Annotated in this window: 23 protein-coding genes; 8 read left to right on the top strand and 15 right to left on the bottom strand. The window is 62.8% G+C overall.

The genetic code is table 11. The features are described from left to right. Window positions 1-33: 33 nt before the first annotated feature. Window positions 34-933, top strand: a complete 900-nt coding sequence (locus A9O65_RS00515; protein WP_064701061.1) for a LysR family transcriptional regulator — start codon at window positions 34-36, stop codon at window positions 931-933. Window positions 934-1,002: 69 nt separating this feature from the next. Here A9O65_RS00515 and A9O65_RS00510 read toward each other — a convergent pair whose 3' ends face one another. The 4 genes from A9O65_RS00510 to A9O65_RS00495 form a co-directional block, all read right to left on the bottom strand. Continuing rightward, on the bottom strand, window positions 1,003-2,292 hold the full coding sequence (locus A9O65_RS00510; protein ID WP_064701060.1) for a TRAP transporter large permease: 1,290 nt from the start codon (window positions 2,290-2,292) through the stop codon (window positions 1,003-1,005). After that, the gene (locus A9O65_RS00505) at window positions 2,282-2,809 is read right to left on the bottom strand and encodes a TRAP transporter small permease (protein WP_064698994.1); all 528 of its coding nucleotides are present in this window, start codon (window positions 2,807-2,809) and stop codon (window positions 2,282-2,284) included. Before A9O65_RS00505 ends, A9O65_RS00510 begins: the two co-directional genes overlap by 11 nt. A gap of 6 nt (window positions 2,810-2,815) precedes the next feature. Further along, window positions 2,816-3,844, bottom strand: coding sequence for a TRAP transporter substrate-binding protein (locus A9O65_RS00500; RefSeq protein WP_064701059.1), 1,029 nt, complete (start codon window positions 3,842-3,844; stop codon window positions 2,816-2,818). Window positions 3,845-4,033: 189 nt separating this feature from the next. Then, on the bottom strand, window positions 4,034-4,726 hold the full coding sequence (locus A9O65_RS00495) for a GntR family transcriptional regulator (RefSeq protein ID WP_064701058.1): 693 nt from the start codon (window positions 4,724-4,726) through the stop codon (window positions 4,034-4,036). A 224-nt stretch (window positions 4,727-4,950) separates the two neighbouring features. On the opposite strand from A9O65_RS00495, the gene A9O65_RS00490 reads away from it, so the two are divergent. The 6 genes from A9O65_RS00490 to A9O65_RS00465 all read left to right on the top strand — a co-directional run bounded on the left by A9O65_RS00490 (window position 4,951) and on the right by A9O65_RS00465 (window position 11,891). Further along, on the top strand, window positions 4,951-6,018 hold the full coding sequence (locus tag A9O65_RS00490; protein ID WP_244534495.1) for an aromatic ring-hydroxylating dioxygenase subunit alpha: 1,068 nt from the start codon (window positions 4,951-4,953) through the stop codon (window positions 6,016-6,018). Next, window positions 6,015-6,995 (top strand): PDR/VanB family oxidoreductase, encoded by a 981-nt coding sequence (locus tag A9O65_RS00485; protein WP_064701057.1) that lies wholly within the window; start codon window positions 6,015-6,017, stop codon window positions 6,993-6,995. Before A9O65_RS00490 ends, A9O65_RS00485 begins: the two co-directional genes overlap by 4 nt. 63 nt (window positions 6,996-7,058) lie before the next feature. Next, entirely contained in the window at window positions 7,059-8,069 is a 1,011-nt protein-coding gene (locus A9O65_RS00480; protein ID WP_064701056.1) for a TRAP transporter substrate-binding protein, read from the top strand. Window positions 8,070-8,424: 355 nt separating this feature from the next. Further along, window positions 8,425-9,195 carry a crotonase/enoyl-CoA hydratase family protein gene (locus A9O65_RS00475; RefSeq protein ID WP_064699000.1) on the top strand — a complete coding sequence of 257 codons (771 nt, stop codon included), beginning with the start codon at window positions 8,425-8,427 and terminating at the stop codon, window positions 9,193-9,195. 19 nt (window positions 9,196-9,214) lie between these two features. Continuing rightward, window positions 9,215-10,000, top strand: coding sequence for a 3-hydroxyacyl-CoA dehydrogenase (locus A9O65_RS00470; RefSeq protein ID WP_064701055.1), 786 nt, complete (start codon window positions 9,215-9,217; stop codon window positions 9,998-10,000). 103 nt (window positions 10,001-10,103) lie between these two features. Next, the gene (locus A9O65_RS00465; RefSeq protein ID WP_064701054.1) at window positions 10,104-11,891 is read left to right on the top strand and encodes an acyl-CoA dehydrogenase; all 1,788 of its coding nucleotides are present in this window, start codon (window positions 10,104-10,106) and stop codon (window positions 11,889-11,891) included. 170 nt (window positions 11,892-12,061) lie between these two features. On the opposite strand, the gene A9O65_RS00460 is transcribed toward A9O65_RS00465, so the two are convergent. The 8 genes from A9O65_RS00460 to A9O65_RS00425 all read right to left on the bottom strand — a co-directional run bounded on the left by A9O65_RS00460 (window position 12,062) and on the right by A9O65_RS00425 (window position 21,661). Next, entirely contained in the window at window positions 12,062-13,129 is a 1,068-nt protein-coding gene (locus tag A9O65_RS00460) for a DcaP family trimeric outer membrane transporter (RefSeq protein ID WP_064699003.1), read from the bottom strand. Between the two features lie 155 nt (window positions 13,130-13,284). Further along, window positions 13,285-14,475, bottom strand: a complete 1,191-nt coding sequence (locus A9O65_RS00455) for a thiolase family protein (protein WP_064699004.1) — start codon at window positions 14,473-14,475, stop codon at window positions 13,285-13,287. Between the two features lie 44 nt (window positions 14,476-14,519). Beyond that, window positions 14,520-16,079, bottom strand: a complete 1,560-nt coding sequence (locus A9O65_RS00450; protein ID WP_064699005.1) for an acyl CoA:acetate/3-ketoacid CoA transferase — start codon at window positions 16,077-16,079, stop codon at window positions 14,520-14,522. A gap of 99 nt (window positions 16,080-16,178) precedes the next feature. After that, window positions 16,179-17,477 (bottom strand): TRAP transporter large permease, encoded by a 1,299-nt coding sequence (locus tag A9O65_RS00445; protein WP_064699006.1) that lies wholly within the window; start codon window positions 17,475-17,477, stop codon window positions 16,179-16,181. Between the two features lie 3 nt (window positions 17,478-17,480). Beyond that, window positions 17,481-17,999 (bottom strand): TRAP transporter small permease, encoded by a 519-nt coding sequence (locus A9O65_RS00440; RefSeq protein WP_064701053.1) that lies wholly within the window; start codon window positions 17,997-17,999, stop codon window positions 17,481-17,483. Between the two features lie 63 nt (window positions 18,000-18,062). After that, on the bottom strand, window positions 18,063-19,196 hold the full coding sequence (dctP, locus tag A9O65_RS00435; RefSeq protein ID WP_254783124.1) for a TRAP transporter substrate-binding protein DctP: 1,134 nt from the start codon (window positions 19,194-19,196) through the stop codon (window positions 18,063-18,065). Window positions 19,197-19,380: 184 nt separating this feature from the next. Then, window positions 19,381-19,800, bottom strand: a complete 420-nt coding sequence (locus A9O65_RS00430; RefSeq protein ID WP_064699083.1) for an acyl-CoA thioesterase — start codon at window positions 19,798-19,800, stop codon at window positions 19,381-19,383. 7 nt (window positions 19,801-19,807) lie between these two features. Beyond that, complete coding sequence (locus A9O65_RS00425; protein ID WP_064699008.1) at window positions 19,808-21,661, bottom strand: feruloyl-CoA synthase; 1,854 nt, start codon at window positions 21,659-21,661, stop codon at window positions 19,808-19,810. A 159-nt stretch (window positions 21,662-21,820) separates the two neighbouring features. Between A9O65_RS00425 and A9O65_RS00420 the strand changes: the two genes are divergently transcribed. Next, entirely contained in the window at window positions 21,821-22,279 is a 459-nt protein-coding gene (locus A9O65_RS00420; RefSeq protein WP_013333710.1) for a MarR family winged helix-turn-helix transcriptional regulator, read from the top strand. 192 nt (window positions 22,280-22,471) lie between these two features. Here A9O65_RS00420 and pcaG read toward each other — a convergent pair whose 3' ends face one another. The 3 genes from pcaG to pcaQ form a co-directional block, all read right to left on the bottom strand. Next, window positions 22,472-23,104, bottom strand: coding sequence for a protocatechuate 3,4-dioxygenase subunit alpha (pcaG, locus tag A9O65_RS00415; protein WP_082919962.1), 633 nt, complete (start codon window positions 23,102-23,104; stop codon window positions 22,472-22,474). A 14-nt stretch (window positions 23,105-23,118) separates the two neighbouring features. Then, on the bottom strand, window positions 23,119-23,859 hold the full coding sequence (gene pcaH / locus A9O65_RS00410) for a protocatechuate 3,4-dioxygenase subunit beta (protein WP_064701052.1): 741 nt from the start codon (window positions 23,857-23,859) through the stop codon (window positions 23,119-23,121). Window positions 23,860-23,975: 116 nt separating this feature from the next. Then, a complete protein-coding gene (gene pcaQ / locus A9O65_RS00405) occupies window positions 23,976-24,908 on the bottom strand; it encodes a pca operon transcription factor PcaQ (RefSeq protein WP_064701051.1) in 933 nt (310 codons plus the stop codon). Window positions 24,909-24,955: the final 47 nt, after the last annotated feature.

Here is a 24,955-nt window from a genome sequence, read left to right as displayed (position 1 = left end):
TATTTTCTATACAAAATAAATGGTGTTTATCTCATGCCATCACTCGACCTCAACCTGGTCAGGGTATTCGTGACGCTCTTCGACGCCAGAAGCGTGACCCTGGCCGCAGAACAGCTTCATGTCACTCAACCATCGGTAAGCTATGCCCTTTCACGGCTGCGTGATCTTTTCGACGACCGACTCTTCATCCGGTCTCGAGAGGGAATGGAGCCAACTTTCACAGCCATGCAGATTTATCCCTCCCTGCGTGACTCACTGGCACAGATAGACAACGTTCTGGAAAGCAACCGTGAATTCGACCCGCAACACTCCAGACGACGCTTTCGCCTGGCATTGACCGATCTCGGCGAGATGGCGTTATTACCACGCATCCTGGCTCATATACACCCTATAGCCCCGGATATAGAACTCGAGGTCATTGCCCTGGAAATCGACAAGGTCGGGGAGTGGCTGGCCACGGGAAAAGTCAATGCCGTCATCTGTAGCCGTCCGATAACGACTCCGGGGATTGAGCGCAGGGTAATCCTCAATGAACGCTATGTCTGTCTTCTCAATCGAGACCATACCAGCATCGGTAATCACTTGAGCCTGGAGCAGTTCATTGCAGCCAGGCATGCCGTAGTTGCCGCTTCATCGGGACATGGCCTGGCCGAAGATGTCATCCACGAGTTGGGCATCCAGAGAAAGGTCAGCCTGGTCGTTCCCCACTTTTCGATCCTCCCCAGGATCCTGCAGGAAAGCGACCTGCTGGTGATCTTGCCCCAGCAGATTGCTGCGGCGTTCGAGCGGGAAGCGCCACTCAAGGTCCTCGAACTTCCGTTCGAGGTCCCCCCTTTCGACGTGGCACTCTACTGGCAGGAATATACGACCCGATCACCAGCCCAACGCTGGTTCTGCGAGAACATTATCGAGGCTATAGCCAGCTCAGGTTAGGGCTTCACGGTATATGGCGAAGCCCTGACCCGGTGGCAAGTTCGGAAGTTCCCCTCCGACGCTTGCCTCCTACAGCAGAAACAGCGAGGTCAGCACCGGGAAGGCGATCAACACGGCCAGGCGCACGAAGTCCGAGACGATGAACGGCGCCACACCGCGAAAGATCTCGCCCAGCCCCACGTGCGGCGCCATCGCCTTGATCACGAAGACGTTCATGCCCACCGGCGGAGTGATCAGGCCCAGCTCCACGGTCAGCACCGTAACGATGCCGAACCACACCGGATCGATGCCCAGCGACTGGATGATCGGGAAGACTACCGGCACCGTGATCACCAGCATGGCGATGGCATCCATGAACATGCCCAGCACGAAGTACATCAGCAGGATGCACAGCACGACCACGATCGGCGCCAGGTCCATCCCGTAGAGGAAATCGCTGATCGAGAACGAGATCCGCGACACCGAAATGAAGTAGCCCAGCGCATCGGCACCGACCAGCATGAAGAACACCACCGTCGACAGCGCCAGAGTCTCCTGGATCGCCTGCCACAGCTCACGCCCCCGCAGGCCCTTGGCCAGAGCGTAGAGCAGCGTGGCGAAGGCACCGACGCTGGCCCCTTCTGTCGGCGTGAAGATCCCGAAGTAGATGCCCAGAATCATCAGCAGAAAGACCGCGAAAAAGGGCACCAGCCCGCTCATCGAGGCCAGCTTCTCCCTCCAGGAAGTCGGCTCGCCGGCCACCGCCAACGAGGGCCTGAGGCGCATCACGACCGTCACGGTGAGCGAGTACATCACCAGCCCCATCAGCCCCGGCACCAGCCCGGCCATGAACATGTCGCCCACCGACTGCTCAGTCAACACGGCGTAGATCAGCAGTGCGATGGACGGCGGAATCATGATGCCCAGGGTACCCCCGGCGGCCAGCGCCCCGGTGGCCAGGCCACGGTTGTATCCATAGCGTTCCATCTCCGGCAGCGCCACTCGCGTCATGGTGCTGGCGGTGGCCAGCGAGGAACCGGAGATCGCCGAAAAGACCCCGCACGAGCCCACCGCCGCGATCGCCAGCCCGCCTTTCCAGCCACCGCAGATCACCCGGGTGGCCTGGAACAACTTCCCGGCCATGCCGGAATGCGCCGCCAGCACGCCCATCAGGATGAACATCGGCACGGCACTGAAGCTGTAGTTGGAGAGCACCTCCACCGGTATCGTCTTGAGCTGGGAGATGGCCGCGTCCCAACTGATCACCTGGGCGAATCCCACCACTCCGACGATCAGCATGGTCAGCGCCACCGGCACGCGCAGCACCATCAGGATCAGCAGTGCCCCGAGGCCCAGGGCGCCGATCGTTTCACTCGCCATGGGACACCTCCGACTCGCGTCCCCAGAACGCACCGAGCAGGGCATGCATCAGGCTGCGGATCCCCAACAACAGACTGAGGACCGCGGCCACGTAATAGATGGGGCTCATCGGCAAGCGCAGATCCTGGGTCACCTCACCGTGACGCGCCGCCGCTGCGGCCGACTCGAGCAGGCCGAGGAAGAGGATCAAGCCGAGAGCCGCGAAGCCCAGCAGATAGACACCATGCAAGCGATGCTTGAGGGCCGGCGACAGACCGTGGGAAAACGCCTCCACCACCACCTGGCTTTTCTCGACATTGGCCGCCATGGCTGCCAGCAGCGAGCACAGCATCAGATAGCTGACCAGCTCCACGCTGCCGGTCACTCGCAGGGCAATCGCCCCCTCGGTGAGACGATACAGATAGCGAGTGCCGACATCGGCAATGGTCACTGCCAGCAGCGCCACCAGGGCGATACCGGCAACGACACGACAGACGAGGGCCAGCCAGTGGCTGACCCTTTCCAGTTGACTCGGCATGACGACTTACTCCTGAGCGCTGGCGCAGGACTCGCTGGCGTCCAGTGCCGCTTCGTAGACCTCGCGGCCCGGCAGGCCTCGCGCCTCCAGCTCGGCCAGATAGCTGTCGATGCCCGCCTGGAGCGGCTTCTGCCAATCCGGGTCCTCCAGCGGATTTTCGACCTCACGGATGGTATGGCCGGCTTCGATGGCTTCCTGCTTGCCCTCGCGGTCGAGCCGGTCGAAGACGGCGCCGGCGTTCTCGGCCCATTGCATGCCGGAATGGTCGTCGATCACCGCCTGCTGTTCGGGGCTCAGGCTGTCGTAGGTGCGCTGGCTCATGGTGGCCACGAAGATCAGGGTGTAGAAGGGCACCTCGGTGTGGTAGTTGACCAACTCGTTGATGCGGAACCCCTTCAGTCCTTCCCAGGGGAAGCTCAGGCCATCGACCACGCCGCGCTGCATGGCGGTGTAAATGTCCGGCGCCGGCATGCCGACCGGCGTGGCCCCCATGTTCTCGAGCATGTCTCCGGCTACCGAGGTCGGACGCCGAATGCGTAGTCCCTCGAGATCGGACGGCGTCTGGATATCGGTATCGACGGTATGAATGCCGCCGGGGCCGGTTGTGAACATGAACAACGGCTTGGTATCGGCATACTCCTCATCGAGATGCCCTTCGTCATAGAGCGTCTGCAATACACAGGCCCCCTGGGTGGCCGTAGTCGCCACGCCGGGCAGTTCAACGATCTGCGAAAGCGGGAAACGACCGGCCGTATACCCCTGAGCCGTGGCACCGATGTCGGCGACACCGTTTCCCACCGCCTCGTAGATGGCATCAGCCTTGGCCAGGGTGCCAGAAGGATACATCTCGACCTTCAGCTCACCGCCGGATGCCTCCTCGACGCTCTCGGCCCAGGCTTCGAAGATATCCTGGTTGATACCCGAGGCACCGGGCCAGAAGTGGGCCATGCGAAGCGTGGTAGCAGCTTGCGTGGACGTGGCGGCCAGCCCGGCAAGCGCAGCCGCCAGTACACAGGCAGAAACCTTGGTCTTCATGGGATCCTCCGACGATCGGTGTCGTTATCGTTATCCGCTTCAAAGTTCGCATAGAGAACATGAGTTCGCACTATGCAGCAAAGATAAACCACCCCGGTGCGCCGTGAAAAACGACTTTGGTCTTACGCCCTGCCCGAAACCTGCCAGCGCTTGCCCATACGGCGCTCAAACTCGGCTGAAAATGCTCATTTACCCGCTAGGGGCGTGCCGGCCTACATCCAGCAACTCGGCATAGCGCAGTCCGATCAAGGCGTGCTCACGCATTAACATCTCGGCTCTGGCGCCCTCACCATGGCGTAGTGCCTGAACCACCAGCTCGTGCTGCACCTGGGCCAGTTGCAGCTTGCGGTATTCGCGATCGAGCGCTTCGCTGTCGATGATGATCGAATCCGCCGCCGCGAACGGTAGATGGTTGTTGCGGGCGATGGCATCTCCGATCACCGAACTGCCGGCCGAGCCAACGATGTTCTCGTGGAAATGTCGGTTGAGCTCGCTCCACACCTCGACATCCTGCTCCTCGAGGTATCCCTTGGCGAGCAGATCCCGCCCCTTCTGGATCCAGAACTCCAGTTCGGCCGTCAACGCTGGCGACATTCCCTGTTCCGCCAGGCGACGCGCCGCCAGCCCTTCCAAGGCACCGCGCACTTCCACGGCGCAGAGCACATCGGCCTCGGTGAACTCACGCACCCTGAAGCCACGCTTGCCGGCCCGTTGCAGCAATCCCTCCTGCTCCAAGGTGCGGAAAGCCAGGCGTACCGGCGTGCGCGAGACGCCCAGCTGCTCGGCCACCGCCACTTCCCCGAGCCGCTCTCCTTGCCGGAAAGCACCTTCGCCGATCAGCTTGCGTAATCGGCTCACCACACTTGTGTCGCTGTCACTCACTTGAATTTCCTATCGTCGCTGAGAGATGACCCCTCGAATACAACTGGATCCAACTAAAGCATAAGTTGACCAAATGATCGCTGAAGATATCTACTTTGGATCCAAAACAACACTTCCTGACCGTAGACAAGCGTGGATCCATGTCGCGCCCGAAAACATCTGATCGCGGACTGCCAAGTGCGGCAATGCATCCGTGCGGCCCGGAACCACCCGAGGAGAAAACCGTGACACATCAAGCCCCCTATCCCAAGAATACCTGGTATGTCGCCTGCACCCCGGATGAGCTCGAAGACAAGCCGCTGGGACGTACCATCTGCAACGAACCGATCGTCTTCTTTCGCGGCGACGAAGGACGCGTGGCGGCCGTGGAGGATTTCTGCCCCCATCGTGGTGCACCGCTATCGCTGGGGTTCGTGCGCGACGGCAAGCTGGTCTGCGGCTATCACGGCCTGGAGATGGGCTGCAACGGCAAGTGTTCCAGCATGCCCGGCCAGCGGGTGCGCGGCTTCCCGAGCATTCGTGCCTACCCGGTGGAAGAGCGTCATGGCTTCGTATGGATCTGGCCCGGCGACCCGGACAAGGCCGATCCCGCCCTGATTCCCGAGCTGCACTGGGCCAACGATCCGGCCTGGGCCTATGGCGGCGGGCTCTACCACATCCACTGCGATTATCGCCTGATGATCGACAACCTCATGGACCTGACCCATGAGACTTATGTACATGCCTCCAGCATCGGCCAACCGGAAATCGAGGAAGCCGCCCCCGAAACCAAGGTCGAGGGCGACGAGGTGACGACCGGACGCCACATGCACGACATCCCGGCTCCGCCCTTCTGGCAAACGGCCTTGCGTGGCAATGGCCTGGCTGACGATGTGCCCGTGGATCGCTGGCAGATCTGCCGCTTCACACCACCGAGTCACGTGCTGATCGAGGTGGGAGTCGCCCATGCCGGCCACGGGGGGTATGACGCTCCCGCCGACCTCAAGGCATCGAGCATCGTGGTGGACTTCATCACCCCCGAGACGGACACCTCGATCTGGTACTTCTGGGGCATGGCGCGCAACTTCAAGCCGGAAGACCAGGAGCTCACCGACCAGATTCGCGAGGGTCAGGGCCAGATCTTCTCCGAGGACCTGGAGATGCTCGAGTCGCAACAGCGCAACCTGCTGCGCTATCCGGACCGCCAATTGCTCAAGCTCAACATCGACGGCGGCGGCGTCCAGGCACGGCGCGTCATCGACCGCATCCTCGCCGAGGAGCGCGAGTCACGCGATACGGAGGCCACGACATGAGCAACTCATCCCTCTCCCTGATCGTCGAGGTCAAGGCGCGGCACGAGGAAGCCCAGGACATCGTCACCTTCGAGCTGGCCGACCCCCATGGTCGGCCGCTACCGGCGTTCAGCGCCGGTGCCCATATCGATGTGCAGGTCCCATCAAAGGGCCAGGACACTATCATTCGCCAGTATTCGCTGTGCAACCATCCCGAGGAACGCGACCGTTATCTGATCGGCGTGCTCCGGGATCCAGCCTCGCGCAGTGGCTCCGTCGCCATGCACGACGAGATCCGTGTGGGCGACCTGATCCAGATCAGCGCCCCCAAGAATCACTTCCCGCTCGAGCCCGCCGAACGCACCCTGCTGCTGGCCGGCGGCATCGGCATCACGCCGCTGCTGTGCATGGCGGAACGCCTGGCTCACACCGACACCACCTTCGAGCTGCACTACTGCACCCGCTCGCCGGAGCGCACGGCCTTTCGTGACCGCATCGCCGCCTCCGGCTTCGCCGAGAAGGTGCACTTCCACTTCGATGACGGCCCGGCGGAGCAGAAGCTGGACCTGGAGTCACTGCTGGCCACGCCGGCCCCCGATACCCGCGTCTATGTCTGCGGCCCCACCGGTTTCATCGATGCCGTGATGTCGACCTGCCAAGCCGCGGGCTGGCCCTCCGACCGGCTGCACACGGAGTACTTTGCCGGCGCCGTGGCCAATACCGAGGATGACGACAGCTTCGAGGTCAAGATCGCCAGCAGCGGAGCGACCTTGACCGTGCCGGCCGACAAGACCGTCCACCAGGTGCTGACTGAGAACGGCATCGACGTCATGGTCTCCTGCGAACAGGGGGTCTGCGGCACCTGCCTGACTCGGGTACTGGAAGGCGAGCCCGACCACCGGGATTTCTTCCTGGAGGATCACGAACACGCCGCCAACGACCAATTCACTCCCTGCTGCTCGCGAGCCAAGAGCAAGGTCCTGGTGCTGGATCTCTGATTCAGCTGCCCGCTCCCAAGCACAACGACACCAACATAATCACAACGACACAACGAGGATGCCATGCGTCTCAACCCGATCGTGACCGGCCTGGCGGTGGCCAGCGCCCTGACCACCCAGGCTGCCCTGGCCGAGACCACCACCCTGCGCGTCGCCCATGTCTGGCCCGGCGGCTCGATGATCGACAAGGAACTCTTCCAGGCCTGGGCGACCAGCGTCGAGGAAGCCTCCCAGGGCCGCCTGGAGGTGGAGGTCTATCCCGGCCAGACCCTGACCAAATCCGACAAGACCTATGAGAGCATCGCCAACGGCATCGCCGATATCGGCGCCTCCGCTCAGGGCTATACCGCCGGACGCTTCCCCCTGACGCAGGTCATCGAGTTGCCCGGCGTCTCGGCCAGCAGCCGCCAGGGGTCCTGCATCCTGCAATCCCTCTACGATGCCGGCCACCTCAACGCCGAGTATGCCGATACCCATTCCTTGTTCATGTTCACCACCGGCCCCGGTTACCTGCACACCAAGACACAGCCTATCGAGACGCCCGAAGACCTGGATGGATTGCGCCTGCGCCGCCCCACTCCACTGGTCGGCGACATGTTCGAACGCCTCGGTGCCCAGGCCGTCGGTATGCCGGCGCCGGATGTCTTCACCGCCATGCAGCGCGGCGTGGTCGACGGCTTGAGCTTCAACTGGGAAGGCATGAAGACCTTCCGGCTCAACGAGCTGGCCAACCACCATACCGAAGTCCCGCTCTACGACCTGTCGCTGTTCGCCACCATGAGCCAGCGAACCTACGACGCCCTGCCTGACGACCTGCAGCAGGTCATCGACGATCACAGCGGGCTTGAGTGGTCACTGCGCGCCGCCGAGGTCTACGACGAGCTGATCCGCCAGGGGCGCCAGGAAGCCGAGGCGGCCGGCGACGACTTCGTGGTCATCGACAACGCCCTCGAACATCCCGACTGGGGGCCCGTACTGCAGGAAACCACCGACCGCTATCTGGAAGAGATCGGCGACGAGGCCAGCACGGTCTACGACGAAGCCATGAGCCTGCAGGACAAGTGCTCCGCCTGACACATCCCCACTTCCCTCCTCTAAACGGCGACCCCTGGGTCGCCGTTTTTCTTTGCCCATCCGATACCCGCCCCGACCAAAGACGTAGTACGCCAAGATGACCTGACGGCATATCTGTTGTAATCTACATATTGTTTATTGTAACAACAGTATATCAATCAACATAAGTGATGCCCCGACGCCAGGCCATCAGGAGCCGACATGACCACCGACAGAACGACACCAACCAGCGTCGAATGCTCCTCCGTCGCGGCACTCGGACTGACAACTCTTATACCGGCATGCCAGCCACGTCTTTCATCATTCACTATTCATTATTCATTGAGTCCTTAACTTCCCATCGCCGAGGCCCATCATGACCGAGTCCCTCGTCAAGACATCCCTGGACGACAGCATCTACACCATCACGCTGGCACGGCCCGAGAAGCGCAATGCCGTCAGCGACCGCCTGCTGGGCGCCCTGGAGCAAGCCTTGATCGCCACCCCGGAAGGCACCCGGGTGATCATCCTCGCCGCCGAGGGCAAGCACTTCTGCGCCGGCCTCGACCTCACGGAGCATCAGAATCGAGACCCCTTCGGCGTGATGCAGCACTCCCAGGGCTGGCACCGCATCTTCGACCGCCTGCAGAACGGCGGCATCCCGGTGGTCTCCGCCATGCAGGGCGCGGTGATCGGTGGCGGCCTGGAGCTGGCCACGGCCACCCATGTGCGTGTCGCCGAACCCAACACCATTTACCAGTTGCCCGAGGGGCGCCACGGCATCTTCGTCGGCGGTGGCGCCTCGGTGCGAGTGGCCAACCTCATCGGTCCCGGTCGCATGTGCGAAATGATGCTTACCGGCCGGATCATGGAAGCCGACGAGGGTCAGCGCCTGGGGCTTTCCCATTATGTGGTCGGCGAAGGCGAGAGCCTCGACAAGGCCCGCCAGCTTGCCGAGCGCATTGCCGAGAATGCGCCCATGGCCAACTGGGCCATGGTCTCGGCCATCTCGCGCATCGACAACATGTCCAGCGACGACGGCCTGTTCGTGGAGTCGCTGACCGCCGCCCTGACCCAGACCAGCCCGGAGGTTGCCGAACGGATCGGGGAATTTCTCGAGCGCAAGGGTAAGGGCCCGCGCATCTAACTTTCGGAGGGAGTGATTCATGAAATTCCAGGACAACACCTTTATCGTCACCGGCGGCGCCTCTGGCCTTGGCGAGGCCACGGTGCGCGAACTGCACGAGGCCGGCGCCCGGGTGGTGATCGCCGACCTCAATGCCGCACGTGGCGAGGCACTGGCCACCGAACTCAATGCGCAAGGCGCGGGAGAACGTGCCGCCTTCCAGCGCACCGACGTCACCGACGAGGCCGATGCCCAGGCCGTGGTGGATCTTGCCGTGTCACGCTTCGGCGGCCTGCAGGGACTGATCAACTGCGCCGGCGTCGGCGATCCCGCCAAGGTCGTGAACCGTGACGGGGATCCCCTGCACCTGGAAGCTTTCTCGCGTGTCGTCAACATCAACCTGCTGGGCAGTTTCAACATGCTGCGCCTGGCCGCTGCGGCCATGGCCAAGGGCGAACCCCAGGCCGATGGCGAACGCGGCGTGATCATCAACACCGCCTCGGTGGCCGCCTTCGACGGCCAGATCGGCCAACCCGCCTATGCGGCTTCCAAGGGCGGCATCGTCTCCATGACGCTCCCCATTGCCCGCGAAATGGCCCGTCATGGCATCCGCGTGATGACCATCGCCCCCGGGCTGTTCAAGACACCGTTGATGGAGGGCCTGCCGGAAGAGGCTCAACAATCCCTGGCGGCTTCCATTCCCTTCCCCCATCGTCTTGGCCAGCCCGATGAGTTCGCCCGCCTGGCCTGCCAGATCGTCGACAACGTGATGATGAACGGCGAGACGATCCGACTCGACGGCGCCCTGCGCATGGCACCTCGGTAAGGCCTCCTCGCACTCCCACTCGCTGGTGGGCGCCGGATCAGCCCACCAGCGAGACGTTATCCTCCGACCAGGGTCCGGCCAGCATCAGCTTGAGGGCGCCACTATGATCGATTACCAGGCTCCACTGCGTGACATGCAGTTCATTCTCGGCGAGCTCGCCGGCCTCGACGCCGTGGCCGCGCTGCCGGACTGCGAGGAGGCGTCCTCCGACCTGGTGAATGCCATCCTCGAGGAAGCCGGCAAGTTCGCCAGCGGTGTGCTGGCCCCGCTGAACTGCCGGGGCGATCAGGAAGGCTGCCGCCTTGAGGGCGAGCGCGTCGTCCTACCCCAGGGCTGGCAAGCCGCCTACGACCAGTTCCGCGAAGCGGGCTGGCTGGGCCTGTCGTTGCCAGAGGCATTCGGCGGACAGGGCCTGCCCAAGCTGGCTTCCACCCCCGTGTGGGAAATGTGGTTCTCCAGCAACATGGCCTTCACCATGCTGCCGCAGCTCAATGTCGCCCAGGCCGAGGCACTGCTGATTGCCGCCAGCGAAGCGCAGAAGGCCACCTGGCTCGAGAAGATCGTCAGCGGCGAGTGGGCCGCCACCATGAACCTCACCGAGCCCCAGGCCGGCTCCGATCTGGCCGCCACCCGCATGCGCGCCGAGCCCGACGAGAACGGCAACTACCGCCTCCACGGCCAGAAGATCTATATCTCCTACGGCGAACACGAACTCACGCCCAACATCCTGCACCTGGTGCTGGCCCGGCTGCCGGACGCTCCCGAAGGGGTCAAGGGACTATCGCTGTTTCTGGTGCCCAAGTATCTGCTCGACGAACGGGGCGAACCGGGGGAGAAGAACGACGTGCGCTGCATCTCCATCGAGCACAAGATGGGCATCCACGGCAGCCCCACCTGCACGCTCAGCTACGGCGACCACGACGGCGCCATCGGCCAGTTGATCGGCGAGCCCCACACTGGCCTCAAGACCATGTTCATCATGATGAACGAGGCCCGCTTCGGTACCGGCGTGCAGGGCCTCGCCCTGGGGGAGCGCGCTTACCAGGCGGCGCTGGACCATGCCCGGGAGCGCATCCAGGGGCGCAACGTCGTCAGAGGCGAGACGGGACTACCGATCCTTCATCATCCTGACGTCAAGCGCATGCTGGTGGGGATGCGCGCGCGACTGCTGGCCATGCGCACCTTCCTCTATACCGCCGCCGGCTGGTTCGACCTGGCCCGCCACCACCCGGACGCCGAAGTGGCCGACAAGCATCGCCGCCACGTCGACCTGCTGATGCCAGTGGCCAAGGGCTGGTGCTCCGAGCTCGGCAACGCGCTGTGCGACGAAGCGATCCAGGTGTTCGGCGGCATGGGCTTCGTCGAGGAGACCGGTGTCGCCCAGTTATTCCGTGACGCCCGCATCATCACCATCTACGAGGGCACCACCGGCATCCAGGCCAACGACCTGCTGGGTCGCAAGATACTCCATGACAACGGCGCCACGTTGCGCGAACTGCTCGACGACATCCGCACCTGCGCTCGCTCGGTCGGCGAGGACGCGCGCCTCGGCGATCTGGCCGAAAGCTTGAACGAACTGGTCGACGGTCTGGCGGCGACGACCGACTGGCTGCTCGCCCAGGGAGAGGAGCAAACCGCCGAACTCTACGGCGGCGCAGTGCCATTGCTGCATCAACTGGGCATCGTGTGCGGCGGCTGGCAGCTGGCCCGCGCCGCCGAGGCAGCACAGCGCCGACACGACGCCGGCGAAGGTGACGCCGCCCACCTGGTCGGCATCATCGAACTCGCCCGCTTCTACATGGCCAGCGTGGCCCCCGAAGCCGACTCCCACGCCCGGGCGGTGCGCCACGGCGGCCAGGTACTGGCCCGCATTCCAGAGGCAGGCTTCTGAGGCGGCATGATCTATCCGGGAGAGGCATGTCATGAGCCCTTTCGTCACAGCCCGAGAACATAAAAAAGAACATAAAAAAAGGCGAACCATCAACGCATCTTGATGGTTCGCCCCAAGAATCGAAACAAGCAACCTGAATAGGGTTCAACTGCTTATCTGACGGGCTCGCGCTAGAACCTGTACTTCGCCATCACCTCGACTTGTTGCCCACCCGGACGAAGCGGCATGGTGAATGCACTGCGATCGCGCCATTCAACACCAAAATCCAGGTTGGGCAAGTACGTATAGATCAGATTGACATTGATCTTCTCCAGGGTATCGTCGGGAACGCTCGGTGCTACCTCATCCGCCTTGACCTGTGCATAGCGGATGTTGCCTCGCAGCTTGTCGCTGAACCTGTGACTTACCCCTGTAGAAAATCCAGTCGTGCTCACCAGGTCACCCGAGGCATCGACCTCACCTCGAGCGGCGATGCTGCTTGGATTGGTCGCACCGTTATAGCCCCATCCGGAATAAACGTTATTGCCCGTTCCCGTATAGCCGCTCAAGGCGAGAGAGGTATCGCCGAAATTCAACTTCCCCGCCAGAGAGACCGCAGCGCCGAACTCCGAGTCATCTATATCCGTCTGCACTTCCCGCCCGGTCACCGCGGCGTTGAACGCGTGCCCGGCTTCGGTACGGTAGGTGTATGATGCCACCATGTCCGGCAGGTCGGCATCGTCATAGACCGGATCCTGAAGGCTGAAACGCCAGCCACCCGGCGTGTAATGCACGACGAGATCGGGGCGAACCACGGCACCACTGCCGGAAACGGTGCCGATACCCGTTCCATAGAAATCGAGAATCTCGACATCGAATGGCGCATTGGCATAGAACTGCCCGGTCCAGGTCTGGCCGAATGTCAGGTCGTCCACCTTGATATAGGCATGACGCAAACGCATGGCGTAGCTCGTGTCACTGGCATCGGTGGCATTATCCCAGAAGTCACCCTCCACGAAGGCCGTTACATCATGCCCCTTGACCTCCTTGTCGATCTTCAGGTTGACCCTTGACTGGCGGGCACTGGAATCGAAATAACGGTCACCTCCATCGGGATCGGTAAATATACCTTCCGCCTTGATATATCCGCCAATACTGACCTTGGTTCCATCAAACTCTCCAAGTTCAAGCGAATAGCCCTTGCAGGAAATGGTGGAAAGTGCAATCGCCAGCAAAATATTGTTCTTGTTTACTCTCATTTGTATCTCCGCATTGTTTTAATAATGGAGATCCCAAACCTCAGGGAGACTTGAAATCCGATATAGGCATCGTGCGATTTCCATTCCCTGGCGTTTCATTTCTATGCCCGCCGAGTTCCTTGGCGGGCTTCCCGGTCTGTATCACCGGAAACGCTTCACCCCACCTTGACGATCAGCGCCGCCGCAGAGTCGCCGGCGGCGCAGCCAGTCACCAGGGCATGGCCACCACCCTTGAGGGCGGTCTCTTCGATGGCCTCGATCAGCAGGCGCGCCAGGGTCGGGCCCTGGGGATGCCCGAACACCAGCGAGGTGCCGTAGTTGTTGAAGGTCTCGGCATCGAGACCCAGCGCCTTGGCCAGGTAGAGGTCATTGACGATGAACGGCGAGTGGTTCTTGATCGTCTTGATCTGGTCGAGGGACAGGCCCACCTGATCCAGCGCACGCTGCACCGAGACGGCCGGTGCCATGGGCATATGGGCCGGCTTGGTACGCGCATGCCCGTAGGCCACCACCTGTACCGCCATCCTGGGGTCGGTGCTTAGCTCGGCGGCCCGCTCCCGGGTGGTGACGATGATCCCGGCATTGCCGTCGGCCGGATGGGTCTGGGTGCCATACGTATGAATACCTTCCGGCTGCACCGTGCGCAGCTTGGCAAGCCCTTCGGCGGTGGTCGGCATCACGCCTTCGTCGGCCTCGACGACCCGAGTCTCCTTGCGTGACACCGGCACCTCGACCGGGAAGATGTAACGCCGCTGGAAGGCGCGCTCATCGGCCAGAGCCTCGCCATATTGCGCATAGCGACGCAGGGTCAGTTCATCGGCCTGGTCACGGGAGAAGCCATGCTCACGGGCCACATTCTCGGCGGTGGTCAACATGTCCTTGCCGGTGGCCGGATCGGCGGCGATGTTGTCCATGTTCCAGTTCTCGGCGATCACCTCGCCACCCGGCCCGGCAGGATTCGGCCAGATGGTGTGGGGGCCATTAGAGGTGCGGTCGGCGAGCAGGCAGTAGGTGGTCTCGAAGCCGCCGGCCTCCACGGCCAGGGCAGCGTTGAACACCGAGGTGGTCGCGGTCGCGCAGGCCTGGGTGATGTTCTGCCCCGGTGCCTGGCCGGCTCCCATCAGAGCCGCCGCCCAGGGAGCGCCGTAGAAGATCGACTTCTGGCCCACCGAAACCCCGAGATAGAGGTAGTCGATGATCGCGGGATCGATGTCGCGACTGGCGAACCACCGCTTGCTGGTGGCGGCTCCCAGCTCGATGGAGTTGACGTTGGCCAGGCTGCCCATCCACTTGCAGAAGGGGCTGGAGTAGTAACCGCCATAAGGGATGTAGGCGTTCTTGAACATGCTCGACTCCTCGAAGGGGAAATACGGAGATGTGGTCCGAGGGCTCAGTTGTTGATCAGCCGTGCGCGCAGGCCACCCCAGTGGGGCTGGAAGAGCTCCATCGACATTCCGCGCAGCTCATCGGCAATGCGTGGCACGAAATCCATGGCCGCCAGAATGTCGCGCTCGACGTCGAGGCCAGGCGCTATCTCGGTGAGGGTGACTTCGCCGTCGATCAGCTCGAAGACACATCGTTCGGTGACGAAGAGCACCGGCTTGGCGGTCTCATGGGCATAGCGGCCACTGAAGGTGATCTGATCGACGCGCTGTACGAACTTGCGTCGATGTCCTTCCTGACGGATGACGAGACGACCGTCCTCGACCGCCACGTTTCCGCCGTTGGTGAAGGTGCCGCAGAACACCACCTTGCGGGCGTTCTGGCTGATGTTGATGAAGCCGCCCGGGCCGACCACCTTGTCACCGAACTTGCTGACGTTGAGATTGCCTTCGTGATCGGTCTGGGCCAGTCCCAGGAAGCAGACATCCAGGCCACCGCCGTCATAGAAGTCGAACTGGTAGCCGTGATCGATGATCGCTTCGGCGTTGTAGGAAGTGGCGAAATCGCCACCACTGGCCGGCACACCGCCGTAGGTACCGAGTTCGGTGGTCAGGGTCATCAGGTCACTGACGCCCTCTTCCGCCGCCACGCTGGAAACGCCCTCGGGCATGCCGATGCCGAGGTTGACCATGCCGCCTGGCACCAGCTCCATGGCAGCACGTCGGGCGATCACCTTGCGCGGATCGAGCGGCATCGGCGTGATACCGCCCAGCGGCACCTTGAGATCCCCGGAAAGGGCCGGGTTGTAGCCGGTAGAGATGGTCTGCATGTGCTGCCCAGGCTCAGCTACCACCACATGATCCACCAGATCGCCCGGCACCTTGACCCGCTGCGGGTGCAGGCTGCCCCGCCGGGCCAGGTACTCCACCTGAGCGATGACGATGCCACCGCTGTTCTTGGCCGCCTGAGCCATGGAGAGCTGCTCGAGGAAGAGCGCCTCGCGCTCCAGGCTCAAGTTACCGCGTTCGTCGGCGGTGGTGGCGCGGATCACCGCCACATCCACCGGGAAAGTGCGGTAGAGCAGCCATTCTTCGCCCTCGAGTTCGACCGCCTTGACCAGATCTTCCTCGGCCGCCGTGTTGGCCTTGCCTCCGTCCAGACGCGGATCGACGAAGGTACCGAGCCCCACCTTGCTGAGCACCCCGGGCTTGCCACCGGCGATGTGACGCCATAGATGCGCCAGCACGCCCTGCGGCAACAGGTAGCCTTCGATACGGTTCTCGCGGATCAGCTCGCCCATGCGCGGCGCCTGACCGGTATGGCCGCTGACCAGTCGCTTGACCAGGCCGGCATGGCCCAGGTGGTTCATGCCGCGGTCCTTGCCATCACCACAGCCACAACTGTGCGCCAGCGTCAGGTCGCGAGGGGCACCGGTCTCGAGGAAGCGCGATTCCAGCGCCGCGGCCACCGCCTCGGCGAAGCCGCACATTCCGGCGGTAGTCCAGGCAACGGTGTCACCGTCACGAATCAGGCCGGCCGCGGTCTGGCTGTCGATCACCTTGTTCACTGTGGGCTCCTCAGGCATAAAAAGTTGTTATTTAAAATATATTGTTTATATAACAAACAAATACGATGACAATTCGGTACACGCCACTACACGGCATGGTCAGCCGCCGGTCAGCACCAATACGATCTGGGGATAGAAGATCACCAGGGCCACCACCAGGATGTCGGCGACCAGAAAGGTCGCGACGCCCTTGAAGATATCCATCAGCGATGCGTACTGGCCCGCGACACCCTTGATGACGAAGATGTTCATGCCCACTGGCGGGGTGATCATGCCGATTTCCAGCAACTTGACCAGCAACACCCCGAACCAGATCAGGCTGACGTCATAGAGCTCGAAGACCGGCAGCAACACCGGCAGGGTCACCAACATGGCGCCGAAGGGCTCCATGAACAGCCCCAAGAACAGATAGATGCAGACAATCACCAGCATCAGTTCCAGGTAGGAGGGATCCCAGCCGGTCACCAGGCCCGTCACCTGGCCTGCCAGCCCGCTCAGACTGAGAAACAGGGTGAACATGCTGGCCCCGACGCCAATGATCAAAAGCGCCGAGGTCGTCGACAGCGTCTCGAGCAGCGCGGCCTTCATCGACTGGCGATTCAGGCGCCCGAGCGCCAGGGCGACCAAGATCGCTCCGGCGGCACCGACCGCCCCCGCCTCGGTGGCCGTGAAGATCCCCGAGAAGAGGCCGCCGAATACCAGTACCCCCAGCACCAGTACCGGCCAGATATCGACCAGGGCCTCTCGGGCTTCCACCTCCCGGGCACCGACGGCCTCACGCGGCACGATGTCGGGCCGCAACCAGCTGACCGTCAGGATCACCAGGCTGTAGCTCAGCGCCGTCAGCAGGCCAATGGTGATGCCCCCGAGAAATACCTGGGTGATGGAAACCTGGGCGAAGACGCCATAGACGATCATCAGGATGCTCGGAGGAATCAACGCACCGATGGTGCCGCCGGCGGCGATGGTGCCGCAGGCGAAGCTCGGCTTGTAGCCGCCGCTGACCATTTCGGGAATGGCGATACGCCCCATGGCCGCCGAACAGGCAACGCTGGAGCCGCTCACCGCGGCGAAGCCCGAACTGGCGACGATGCTCGAGATCGCCACGCCGCCGGGTAGCCAGCGAAACAGGACCTTGGCGGCATTGAACAACCCCTTGGTGAGCCCGGCATGAAAGCAGACGAAGCCCATCAGCAAGAACATCGGCACCGCACTGAGCGTCCACTTGGCGATGAACTCATAGGGCGCGGAGGACAGCATGCCGATGGCCGTATCCCAGCCCAGCATCAAGCTCATGCCTCCCATCGAGACACTGATCAGGGCCAGGGCAACCGGTACACGCAGGGCCAGCAGAACCAACAGGGCAATGAGGCCATAGACGCCGACAGTGACGGACATGAATCACTTCCCTCCTTGGGATTCGGGAGACGAGGGCGCGCCTCCCGCCAGGAAGGGCAAGCGAACCAGGCAAACCAGGGCCGCCAGGGCGAAGGCGAGGGGCAACACGAAATAGGTCGGCCAGACCGGCATGGGGAAGTTGAGCGACATCACATAGGAACCGATATCGTACTGCTCCATGGCCTTGCCCCAGGTCGCCACGGCCAGGACGGTATAGATCGCCGCCGACAGCAGCGACACCAGGACATCCGACAGGCGCACTAGCCAAGGGCCCATCAGTCCTTCCAGGGCCTCGACGGCAATCATTTCGCGCCGCCACTCCACCCACCCCAGGGGCAGCAGTGCCATGGTGATCAGGTAATAGCGGGTAACCAGCTCCACGATTGCCGGAACCGACACCGATAGGGTCGAGCGCAGCACCACATCCAGGGTAACGTGGATCACCATCAACAGGATGCCGACAGTACCCAGCAGCGCCAGCCCGATGGCGACACGGTTGGTCAAGCGGTACAACACGGCCATGAATTCGCCTCCTGCATCCTCGGCGGTCCCGGGACCGGCAAATTCCGGCCTCCGGGCATGACATCAGGTGCCGTAGGAGGAAAAGTCCACCTGGCTCCAGATCACACGCTCCATGGCCTCGGCGACCGCCTCGGGCTCCTCGCCGACGTCCTCGACGATACCGGTCCATTTCTCCACCAGGCCCTGGAAGCGCTCGATCTTCGACGCCGCACCTTCGACGCCATAGCGGTTCTCGGCCTGCTCGGCGGCGTAGGTCAGGTCCTCTTCGAGGAAGGCTTCGGTGGCATCCAGCAATTCGGGATCGGGCTCCAGAATCTTGATGTCGCTTTCCTGGGCGATCTCCCGAGCTTCATCTGCCATCTCGTATCCCCAGCGTTGGGTGATGGCAGCACTGGCTTCCACGGAGGCTTCGACCAGCGCCTCACGCTGCTCGGAAGAAAACGAGTTCCAGGCCTGCTGACCGACCGCGTGAGAGACGGTGCTATGAAAAGTGCCGAGCTGGATGTCGGTGATATGGTTCAACACATCATCCAGCCGGAAGGAGATGATATCGGCGACGGACGCGACAGTGCCCTCGATCACGCCCTGCGAGAGCGCTTCGTACTGCTCGCCCACTGGAATGGAGGCCGGCGATATGCCCATCGCCTCCGCCCAGCGGGAATACTGGGGACCACCGACCCGCATGCGCAGCCCCTGGAGATCGTCGAGGGAGCTGGCCGGTTCGGTGCTGAGGATCCGATACAGGTCCGACGCATGGGAACTGGTATAGACGATGCCCAGCTTCTTGAGCTCCTGCTGGCACGCGCCGCACGTCACGATATATTCGGTCATCGCCGCTCCCATGGCATGCGGATTCGTGCCAAGAAGCGCCAGGTCGCCCACTAGGTTGATCTCCGGCAGGTCGGCCGGGAAGTAGGCCGGCAGAAAGAGCCCCACTTCTACCATGCCGCTGCGCAACGCGTTGCGCATGTTGCCGATGTTGGCCACCTCGGTGCCCAGCAGATTCCCCGTAAGCTCGCCGTCCGTCTTTTCCGCCAACCGCTCGGCAAACTCGGTGAACATCGGGTCATACGCCGGATGCGCCGGCGGCACCCCAGGCGCCATGCGCAGGTCTCGGGCCTGGGCCTGGCCAGCGAACGCCAGACTCCCCAGGGAGACGGCAATGACCAGGGGCGTGAGCAAGGAACGATGCATCATGGATCACCTCAGCGATTTAGCGAACTTGTAATTGTTGTGTATAAAAATAATAGATTTAAACATCTATCTTTTTTCGGATTATAGTCCATATCACCACTCCTCCCGATACCAGACTTTGGTATACCGCAAGGGCCTGCTGTCCGATCGACCTGACAAGGACCCCGCAGGCAAGGCCTACCGCGCTCTACTCCGTTCCCAGCGCCACTCTCACTGCCTCCGGTACCGGCCGGGCCTGCAGACGCTGCGGGTCGTCCGGGTGCGGCCCGGCCCAGACACGAGTCACCGTGGCCTCCACGGCCAGGTCTGCGCCGCGATACAGGCGGTGGTGCACGTCGAAGCTGCTGTTGCGGAACTCGGCAACTCGCGTCTCGATACGCACCTCATCGCCAAAGCGGCAGGGCGTCGTGAAACGACTGTGCAGATCGACCACCGGGTAGCCGAGCACGCCGAAACGGGACTGCAGGGTCGCCAGGTCGAAGCCGGCCCTGGCGAACAACAAACAGGTCGCATGATCGAAGTAGGCCAGGTAGCGAGGGTGGAAGACGATTCCCGCCGGGTCGCAATCACCCCATTCGATGGAGCGGACATGAGTGTGGGTCAGCATCTTGTCCTCATCGGGCCCGGTTTCCATCGAGTCGAAGCACATCCTCGGAAGGCTCGACGGCGTAGAGCGCGTCCACTAGATCAGCCCGGTTCTCGAGCACGGCCCGCTGGTTGATGGATCCCTTGTCGGTGGCCTCGTTGGCATCCAGGCGCGGCGGTTCGGCAAGCAGCATCGCCCGCCGTACCCGGCTAGCGCTGCCTGTGCTCTCGCTGTCCAGGTCACGCAACAACTGCAGGAAACGTTCGCGCACCGGCTCGCTGGCCAGCACCGTGGCATTCTCGGCCCCGCTGCCCAGCCCCGCCAGTTCGCGGCACTTCGGCATATCCGGGAAGATCAGGATCGAGACATAGGAGCGGTCGAGCCCGGCGATCACCACATCCTTCACATGGGGAGCTCCAGCCTCGATGATTCGCGCGCGCAACGGGCCCACGCTGACCCAGGTGCCGGTATCCAGCTTGAAGTCCTCGGAGATACGCCCGTCGAAGCGCATGCCACGCTGAGGCTCGGCCGGGTCAATGAACTTGACCGCGTCACCCAGGCAATAGAAGCCTTCGTCGTCGAAACTTCTGGCCGTCACCTCGGGCTGACGCCAATAGCCCGGCATCACGCTGGGCCCTTTCACCCGGCACTCCAGCTTGCTGCCGTTGGGCACCAGCTTGACCGTGACCCCGCGCGCCGGCAGCCCCACCACACCGGACTGCGATTCTTCCAGCGAGGCAAACATGGCCGAAGGCGCCGTCTCGGTCGCCCCCAGGCCGGTCAACATGCCTACCTTGCAGCCCAGGGTCTGGATGGCCAGGCGGTCGAGTTCGTCCCAGATATGCTGGGATAGCCCCGCCGCGGCGAAGAACATCAGGTTGAGACGGGAAAAGAAGGTTTCGCGCAGAGCGTCGTCGCGCTTCAGGTGGTCGACCAAGATCTCGAAGCCCTTGGGAACGTTGAAGTAGACGGTCGGCGCAATGTCGCGCAGATTGGCGATGGTCTTATCGAATTCGCCCGGTATCGGGCGGCCATCGTCGATATAGAGACTACCGCCGTTGTAGAGCACGATGCCGATATTGTGGTTGCCGCCAAAGGTATGGTTCCAGGGCAGCCAGTCCACCAGCACCGGCGGCTCGTCACGCAGGAAGGGCATCTGGGCTGCCAGCATCTCCTGATTGGCGCAGAGCATGCGATTGGTGTTGATGACCCCTTTGGGCATGCCGGTGGAACCGGAGGTGAACAGGAACTTGGCGATGGTATCGGGCGTGACGGTTGCATGGGCAGCGTCGACCGCTTCGCTCACCGGTGTGTCCAGCAACTCGGCGAAAGCGCGCGCACCGGAGATCGCCCCGGGCTCCAGCGCCAGGCAGATACCATCATCGACCTGTACCGCCTCCAGGGCAGCGGCGAAGTCATCCGCCTGGTCGACCAGCACCATGCCCGGGGTCAGCAAGTCGGTGATATGGCGTAGCTTGCCGAAATCCTTGCTGACCAGTGAATAGGCAGGAGATATCGGCGCATACGGGATTCCCACGTACATGGCCGCCATCGCCAGCAACAAGTGCTCGACGGAATTCCCGCTGAGGATAGCCAAGGGACGTTCGGCATTCAGGCCCGCATCGAGCAGCCCCTGGGCCAGAGAGCGAACCCTGGTCAGGGTCTCGGCATAGCTCAACCGCTGCCACTCGCCCGCCCCGTTGCGCTGCGCCACGAAACACCGATCGGGCGCCACCGCCGCCCAGTAATCCAGGCATCCCATCAGGGTTTCCGGATATTCGCCGAGCGGCTCTTCGACGCGCAGCAGTTGCACCCCGTCATCACGACGGGCCAGGTGGGCAGTCGCCGTTCCCAGACGGACATCGCGGAAGGAATCTAACATGATCGCACCCTGTCATTATGGTCATTGTCGAGAAGGGTCGACCTGCCCTACCCCGGGCGTCGACGCCTTGGTAGCATGGACTTAAAGACTTTCATAAATTGTTTATCACATAAACATTCTAACCATTAAACATTGGTCTACAGCAATCAGGACAGCCACATGCACAGCGACGACAAGAACGGAATCGACTACTCGATGCTGCAGTCGCGCCTCGGCTACAAGCTGAGGCGCGCCCAACTGGTCTACTTCGACGTTTTCTCCGAAGCGTGCGCTCAGGAGGGCATCACCCCGGGGCTGTTCGGCATCCTCGCTATCGTCTACCACAACCCGGGGCTCACCCAGACGGCCGTATCGAACGCCCTGGATGTGGACCGCTCCGCCATGGTCGCGGCCATCGACAAGCTGGAAGGCATGGAGGTGGTGGAACGCCGGAAATCGAAACATGACCGCCGCTCTTACGCCCTTTACCTGACGGAGAAAGGCAAGGCCTTCACGGAGCGCCTCGACCGTCAGGTGAATGAAGGCGAGTCGGCTTTCGACAGCTTCCTGTCGGAAGAGGAGCGTCGGTGGCTGCTGGATACCCTGGATCGGATCATCCAGGCCAGAAAAGGAGGGTGAGAGAACTCTCGGCGCCAAGGGCATGCCTGGCACCTGCTTGCTTTCCCCGGCGTTGCCGCCTCACATCTCGCTGAGCCGCCGCGGGCCACAACACACATGGCCGGATCGGGAGACCAGGGCAGCCATGAAACCGTCCGGGCCCCGTCGCAGGGCCCGATAATTACTGTGGCATTGGCTCATGAAGCGGGGCGTCTAGAAATCGAAAAACACCGTCTCGCCTTCGCCCTGCAGGCGGATATCGAAGCGATAACGCACCTTGCCGTCGACTTCCTCACGCTTGGCGATCAGGGTCTGGCGACGTGTCGGCGACTCGATGGCACCCAACACGGGACAGGCGGCATTGGCCTCGACCTCGTCCTCGAAATAGAGACGGGTCTGCAAGTGAATGTTGATTCCTCGGGCAAAGATCGCCAGGTTGATGTGCGGTGCCATCACCTTGCCGTCGCCACGGGCCACGGAACCGGGCTTGATGGTGGTCAGCGACCACTCGCTGTTGCCCTCGGCAGTGGTGGCGGTCCGGCCAAAGCTGTTGAACGCTTTCTGCAGGTCGAACGCCGGCTGATACCACCCACTGGCATCGGCCTGCCAGGCCTCCAGCAGGGCATCGCGCACCGGATCGCCGTTGCCGTCGATCACGGTGCCGATCACTTCGATATGCTCACCCTCGGCCTCGGGCTTGGCCATCCGGCTCCAGATTTCCTCATCGCGCTCGGGCAGGCCGGCCACGTCCAGGGCCAGGCCGATGTGCACATAGGGCCCGGCAGTCTGGGATGCGGTCTCGCGCAGCATCAGCTCGCTGCAAGGCTGGGAATTCGGCTGTCGCATGGTCTCGGCTCCCCTCACTGATTCTCGAAGTAGGTTTGAAGCTCGCCCCGTACCACCAGGTCGAACCGATACGCCAGGCAGTCCATGGGACGGCTGCGCGCCATGTCGAGACGGCCGATCATGGTCTCGACGGCCTCGGGGTCCTTGAGAGTCTGCACGATCGGGCAGAGCGGAATCAGCGGGTCACCTTCGAAATACATCTGGGTGATCAGGCGGGTGGAAATCGATGGGCCCATCACCGACACGTGGATGTGCGCCGGGCGCCAGGTATTAATGCCGTTACCCCACGGATAGGGGCCGGGCTTGATGGTGCGAAAACGATACCAGCCCTGCTCGTCGGTGAGGCAACGCCCTACGCCACCGAAATTGGGGTCCAGCGGTGCCAGGTAGCCATCCTTCTTGTGGCGATAGCGACCGCCGGCATTGGCCTGCCACATCTCCACCAAGGTATGCGGGACCGGCTTGCCGAACTGATCGACCACCCGGCCGAACAGGATGATGCGCTCGCCCACCGGCAGGCCCGCCGCTCCCGCCAGGGCGGGGTCCTCGCGGAAGTTCATCAGCAGGTCGTTATCATGGGGCCCGATGCGCAGTTGGCGAAAATCCGGCCCGGTCAGTTCGGAGACGCTGGACGTCTGCAGACTGACCAGCGCCTGGCTCGGCGAACGAGCCACGGAGGTCTTGTAGCCGGGGGCATAGGCCGGTGGATGCCAGTCACGGTCGCGCTCCACGAAGCGTTTGTTATCGTCTTGCATCTTGGTGTCTCTTGCTGGCTGACAGAAGGCGACGCACCGCACCCGGCGGCTCGTCGGCCAATGATCGCAGTGTGGCGGCTGACCGTCAGGCTGCCAATTGACGTCTCGGCGAGAGGTCATAACTTGGTGGTTATGGACTCGGCAGCCACTTCGCGCAGTACCTCACAGAACCCTTCCAGTACCAGCGAAGGTTCCATGCTGGCGTTGGTGCATAACCCCACCGAACCGCCCTGCTGTTCCAGCCGCAGCGCCAGCTCGACGACACGGCCGGCCTCGAGATCGTCGATCACCGCTTCTCTCGGGGCCACCCAGATAGCGTCGCCATCCTGCGTGTAACGGTGACTGATCGGCAGCGACAGGGTTTCCAGCAGTTGAACGGGCAAGTCCAGAGAATGACGCACGCAAAAACTGTCGACCTGCTGGCGTAGCGTGGTCTGCGGCGGCGGAATCACCCAGGGGAATTCGGTCAGCCGACTGGGGGCCAGCGGCTCGATACCGGCCAGGGGGTGGCCGGCGCGCACCACCAGCATCAACGGCTCGTAGTAGAGATGCTCGAAGGTTAGATCGCGGATCTCGCGCGCCTCGGTCATGCGCCCCACCACCAGATCGAGTTCACCGAGACGCAGTTGAGAAAGCAGGAAGGCACTGCGGCCGGTCACCACATTGACGCCGACCCGATCCGCCGACTGGGTAGCCTGCCAACGCCGAATCGCCGTGGGCAGCAGGCGACTCTCCACGGTGGACAGCGCCCCCACGCGCAACCAGCGCGCGCCCTGATGGGCATCGCCGACCGCACTGATACCTTCTTCTAGCGTCCGGATCGCCGGCCCGGCATGACGCAGGAACGTCAGTCCCGACTGGCTCAATGCCACACCCTGGGCACCACGCTCGAAGAGCTCGGTTCCCAGGATGTCCTCGAGTTCGCGGATGGTCTTGGATACCCCGGGCTGGGTAATCGCCAGGCTCTCGGCGGCCCGCGCGAAACTGCGATGCTTGGCGACCTCAAGAAAGGCCTGGAGATGGCGCAACTTGATACGCGGGCTCAACACACCTCAGCCTCCCGTTTGTGTCCCATCCAACGCCACGCCCCCGTCAC

It is taken from the genome of Halomonas caseinilytica (assembly GCF_001662305.1).
In the GTDB taxonomy this organism is placed as follows: Bacteria; Pseudomonadota; Gammaproteobacteria; order Pseudomonadales; family Halomonadaceae; genus Halomonas; species Halomonas caseinilytica.
Note: the sequence above shows the minus strand (reverse complement) of the source record. Positions and strands in the feature narration are given on the sequence as shown.

What these genes read in the sequence shown, in the direction of transcription:
- A9O65_RS00515 (WP_064701061.1), top strand. Translation starts at nt 34, where the DNA reads ATGCCATCACTCGACCTCAACCTGGTCAGGGTATTCGTGACGCTCTTC.
- A9O65_RS00510 (WP_064701060.1), bottom strand. Translation starts at nt 2,292, where the DNA reads ATGGCGAGTGAAACGATCGGCGCCCTGGGCCTCGGGGCACTGCTGATC.
- A9O65_RS00505 (WP_064698994.1), bottom strand. Translation starts at nt 2,809, where the DNA reads ATGCCGAGTCAACTGGAAAGGGTCAGCCACTGGCTGGCCCTCGTCTGT.
- A9O65_RS00500 (WP_064701059.1), bottom strand. Translation starts at nt 3,844, where the DNA reads ATGAAGACCAAGGTTTCTGCCTGTGTACTGGCGGCTGCGCTTGCCGGG.
- A9O65_RS00485 (WP_064701057.1), top strand. Translation starts at nt 6,015, where the DNA reads ATGAGCAACTCATCCCTCTCCCTGATCGTCGAGGTCAAGGCGCGGCAC.
- A9O65_RS00480 (WP_064701056.1), top strand. Translation starts at nt 7,059, where the DNA reads ATGCGTCTCAACCCGATCGTGACCGGCCTGGCGGTGGCCAGCGCCCTG.
- A9O65_RS00475 (WP_064699000.1), top strand. Translation starts at nt 8,425, where the DNA reads ATGACCGAGTCCCTCGTCAAGACATCCCTGGACGACAGCATCTACACC.
- A9O65_RS00470 (WP_064701055.1), top strand. Translation starts at nt 9,215, where the DNA reads ATGAAATTCCAGGACAACACCTTTATCGTCACCGGCGGCGCCTCTGGC.
- A9O65_RS00465 (WP_064701054.1), top strand. Translation starts at nt 10,104, where the DNA reads ATGATCGATTACCAGGCTCCACTGCGTGACATGCAGTTCATTCTCGGC.
- A9O65_RS00460 (WP_064699003.1), bottom strand. Translation starts at nt 13,129, where the DNA reads ATGAGAGTAAACAAGAACAATATTTTGCTGGCGATTGCACTTTCCACC.
- A9O65_RS00455 (WP_064699004.1), bottom strand. Translation starts at nt 14,475, where the DNA reads ATGTTCAAGAACGCCTACATCCCTTATGGCGGTTACTACTCCAGCCCC.
- A9O65_RS00445 (WP_064699006.1), bottom strand. Translation starts at nt 17,477, where the DNA reads ATGTCCGTCACTGTCGGCGTCTATGGCCTCATTGCCCTGTTGGTTCTG.
- A9O65_RS00440 (WP_064701053.1), bottom strand. Translation starts at nt 17,999, where the DNA reads ATGGCCGTGTTGTACCGCTTGACCAACCGTGTCGCCATCGGGCTGGCG.
- dctP (WP_254783124.1), bottom strand. Translation starts at nt 19,196, where the DNA reads ATGATGCATCGTTCCTTGCTCACGCCCCTGGTCATTGCCGTCTCCCTG.
- A9O65_RS00430 (WP_064699083.1), bottom strand. Translation starts at nt 19,800, where the DNA reads ATGCTGACCCACACTCATGTCCGCTCCATCGAATGGGGTGATTGCGAC.
- A9O65_RS00425 (WP_064699008.1), bottom strand. Translation starts at nt 21,661, where the DNA reads ATGTTAGATTCCTTCCGCGATGTCCGTCTGGGAACGGCGACTGCCCAC.
- A9O65_RS00420 (WP_013333710.1), top strand. Translation starts at nt 21,821, where the DNA reads ATGCACAGCGACGACAAGAACGGAATCGACTACTCGATGCTGCAGTCG.
- pcaG (WP_082919962.1), bottom strand. Translation starts at nt 23,104, where the DNA reads ATGCGACAGCCGAATTCCCAGCCTTGCAGCGAGCTGATGCTGCGCGAG.
- pcaH (WP_064701052.1), bottom strand. Translation starts at nt 23,859, where the DNA reads ATGCAAGACGATAACAAACGCTTCGTGGAGCGCGACCGTGACTGGCAT.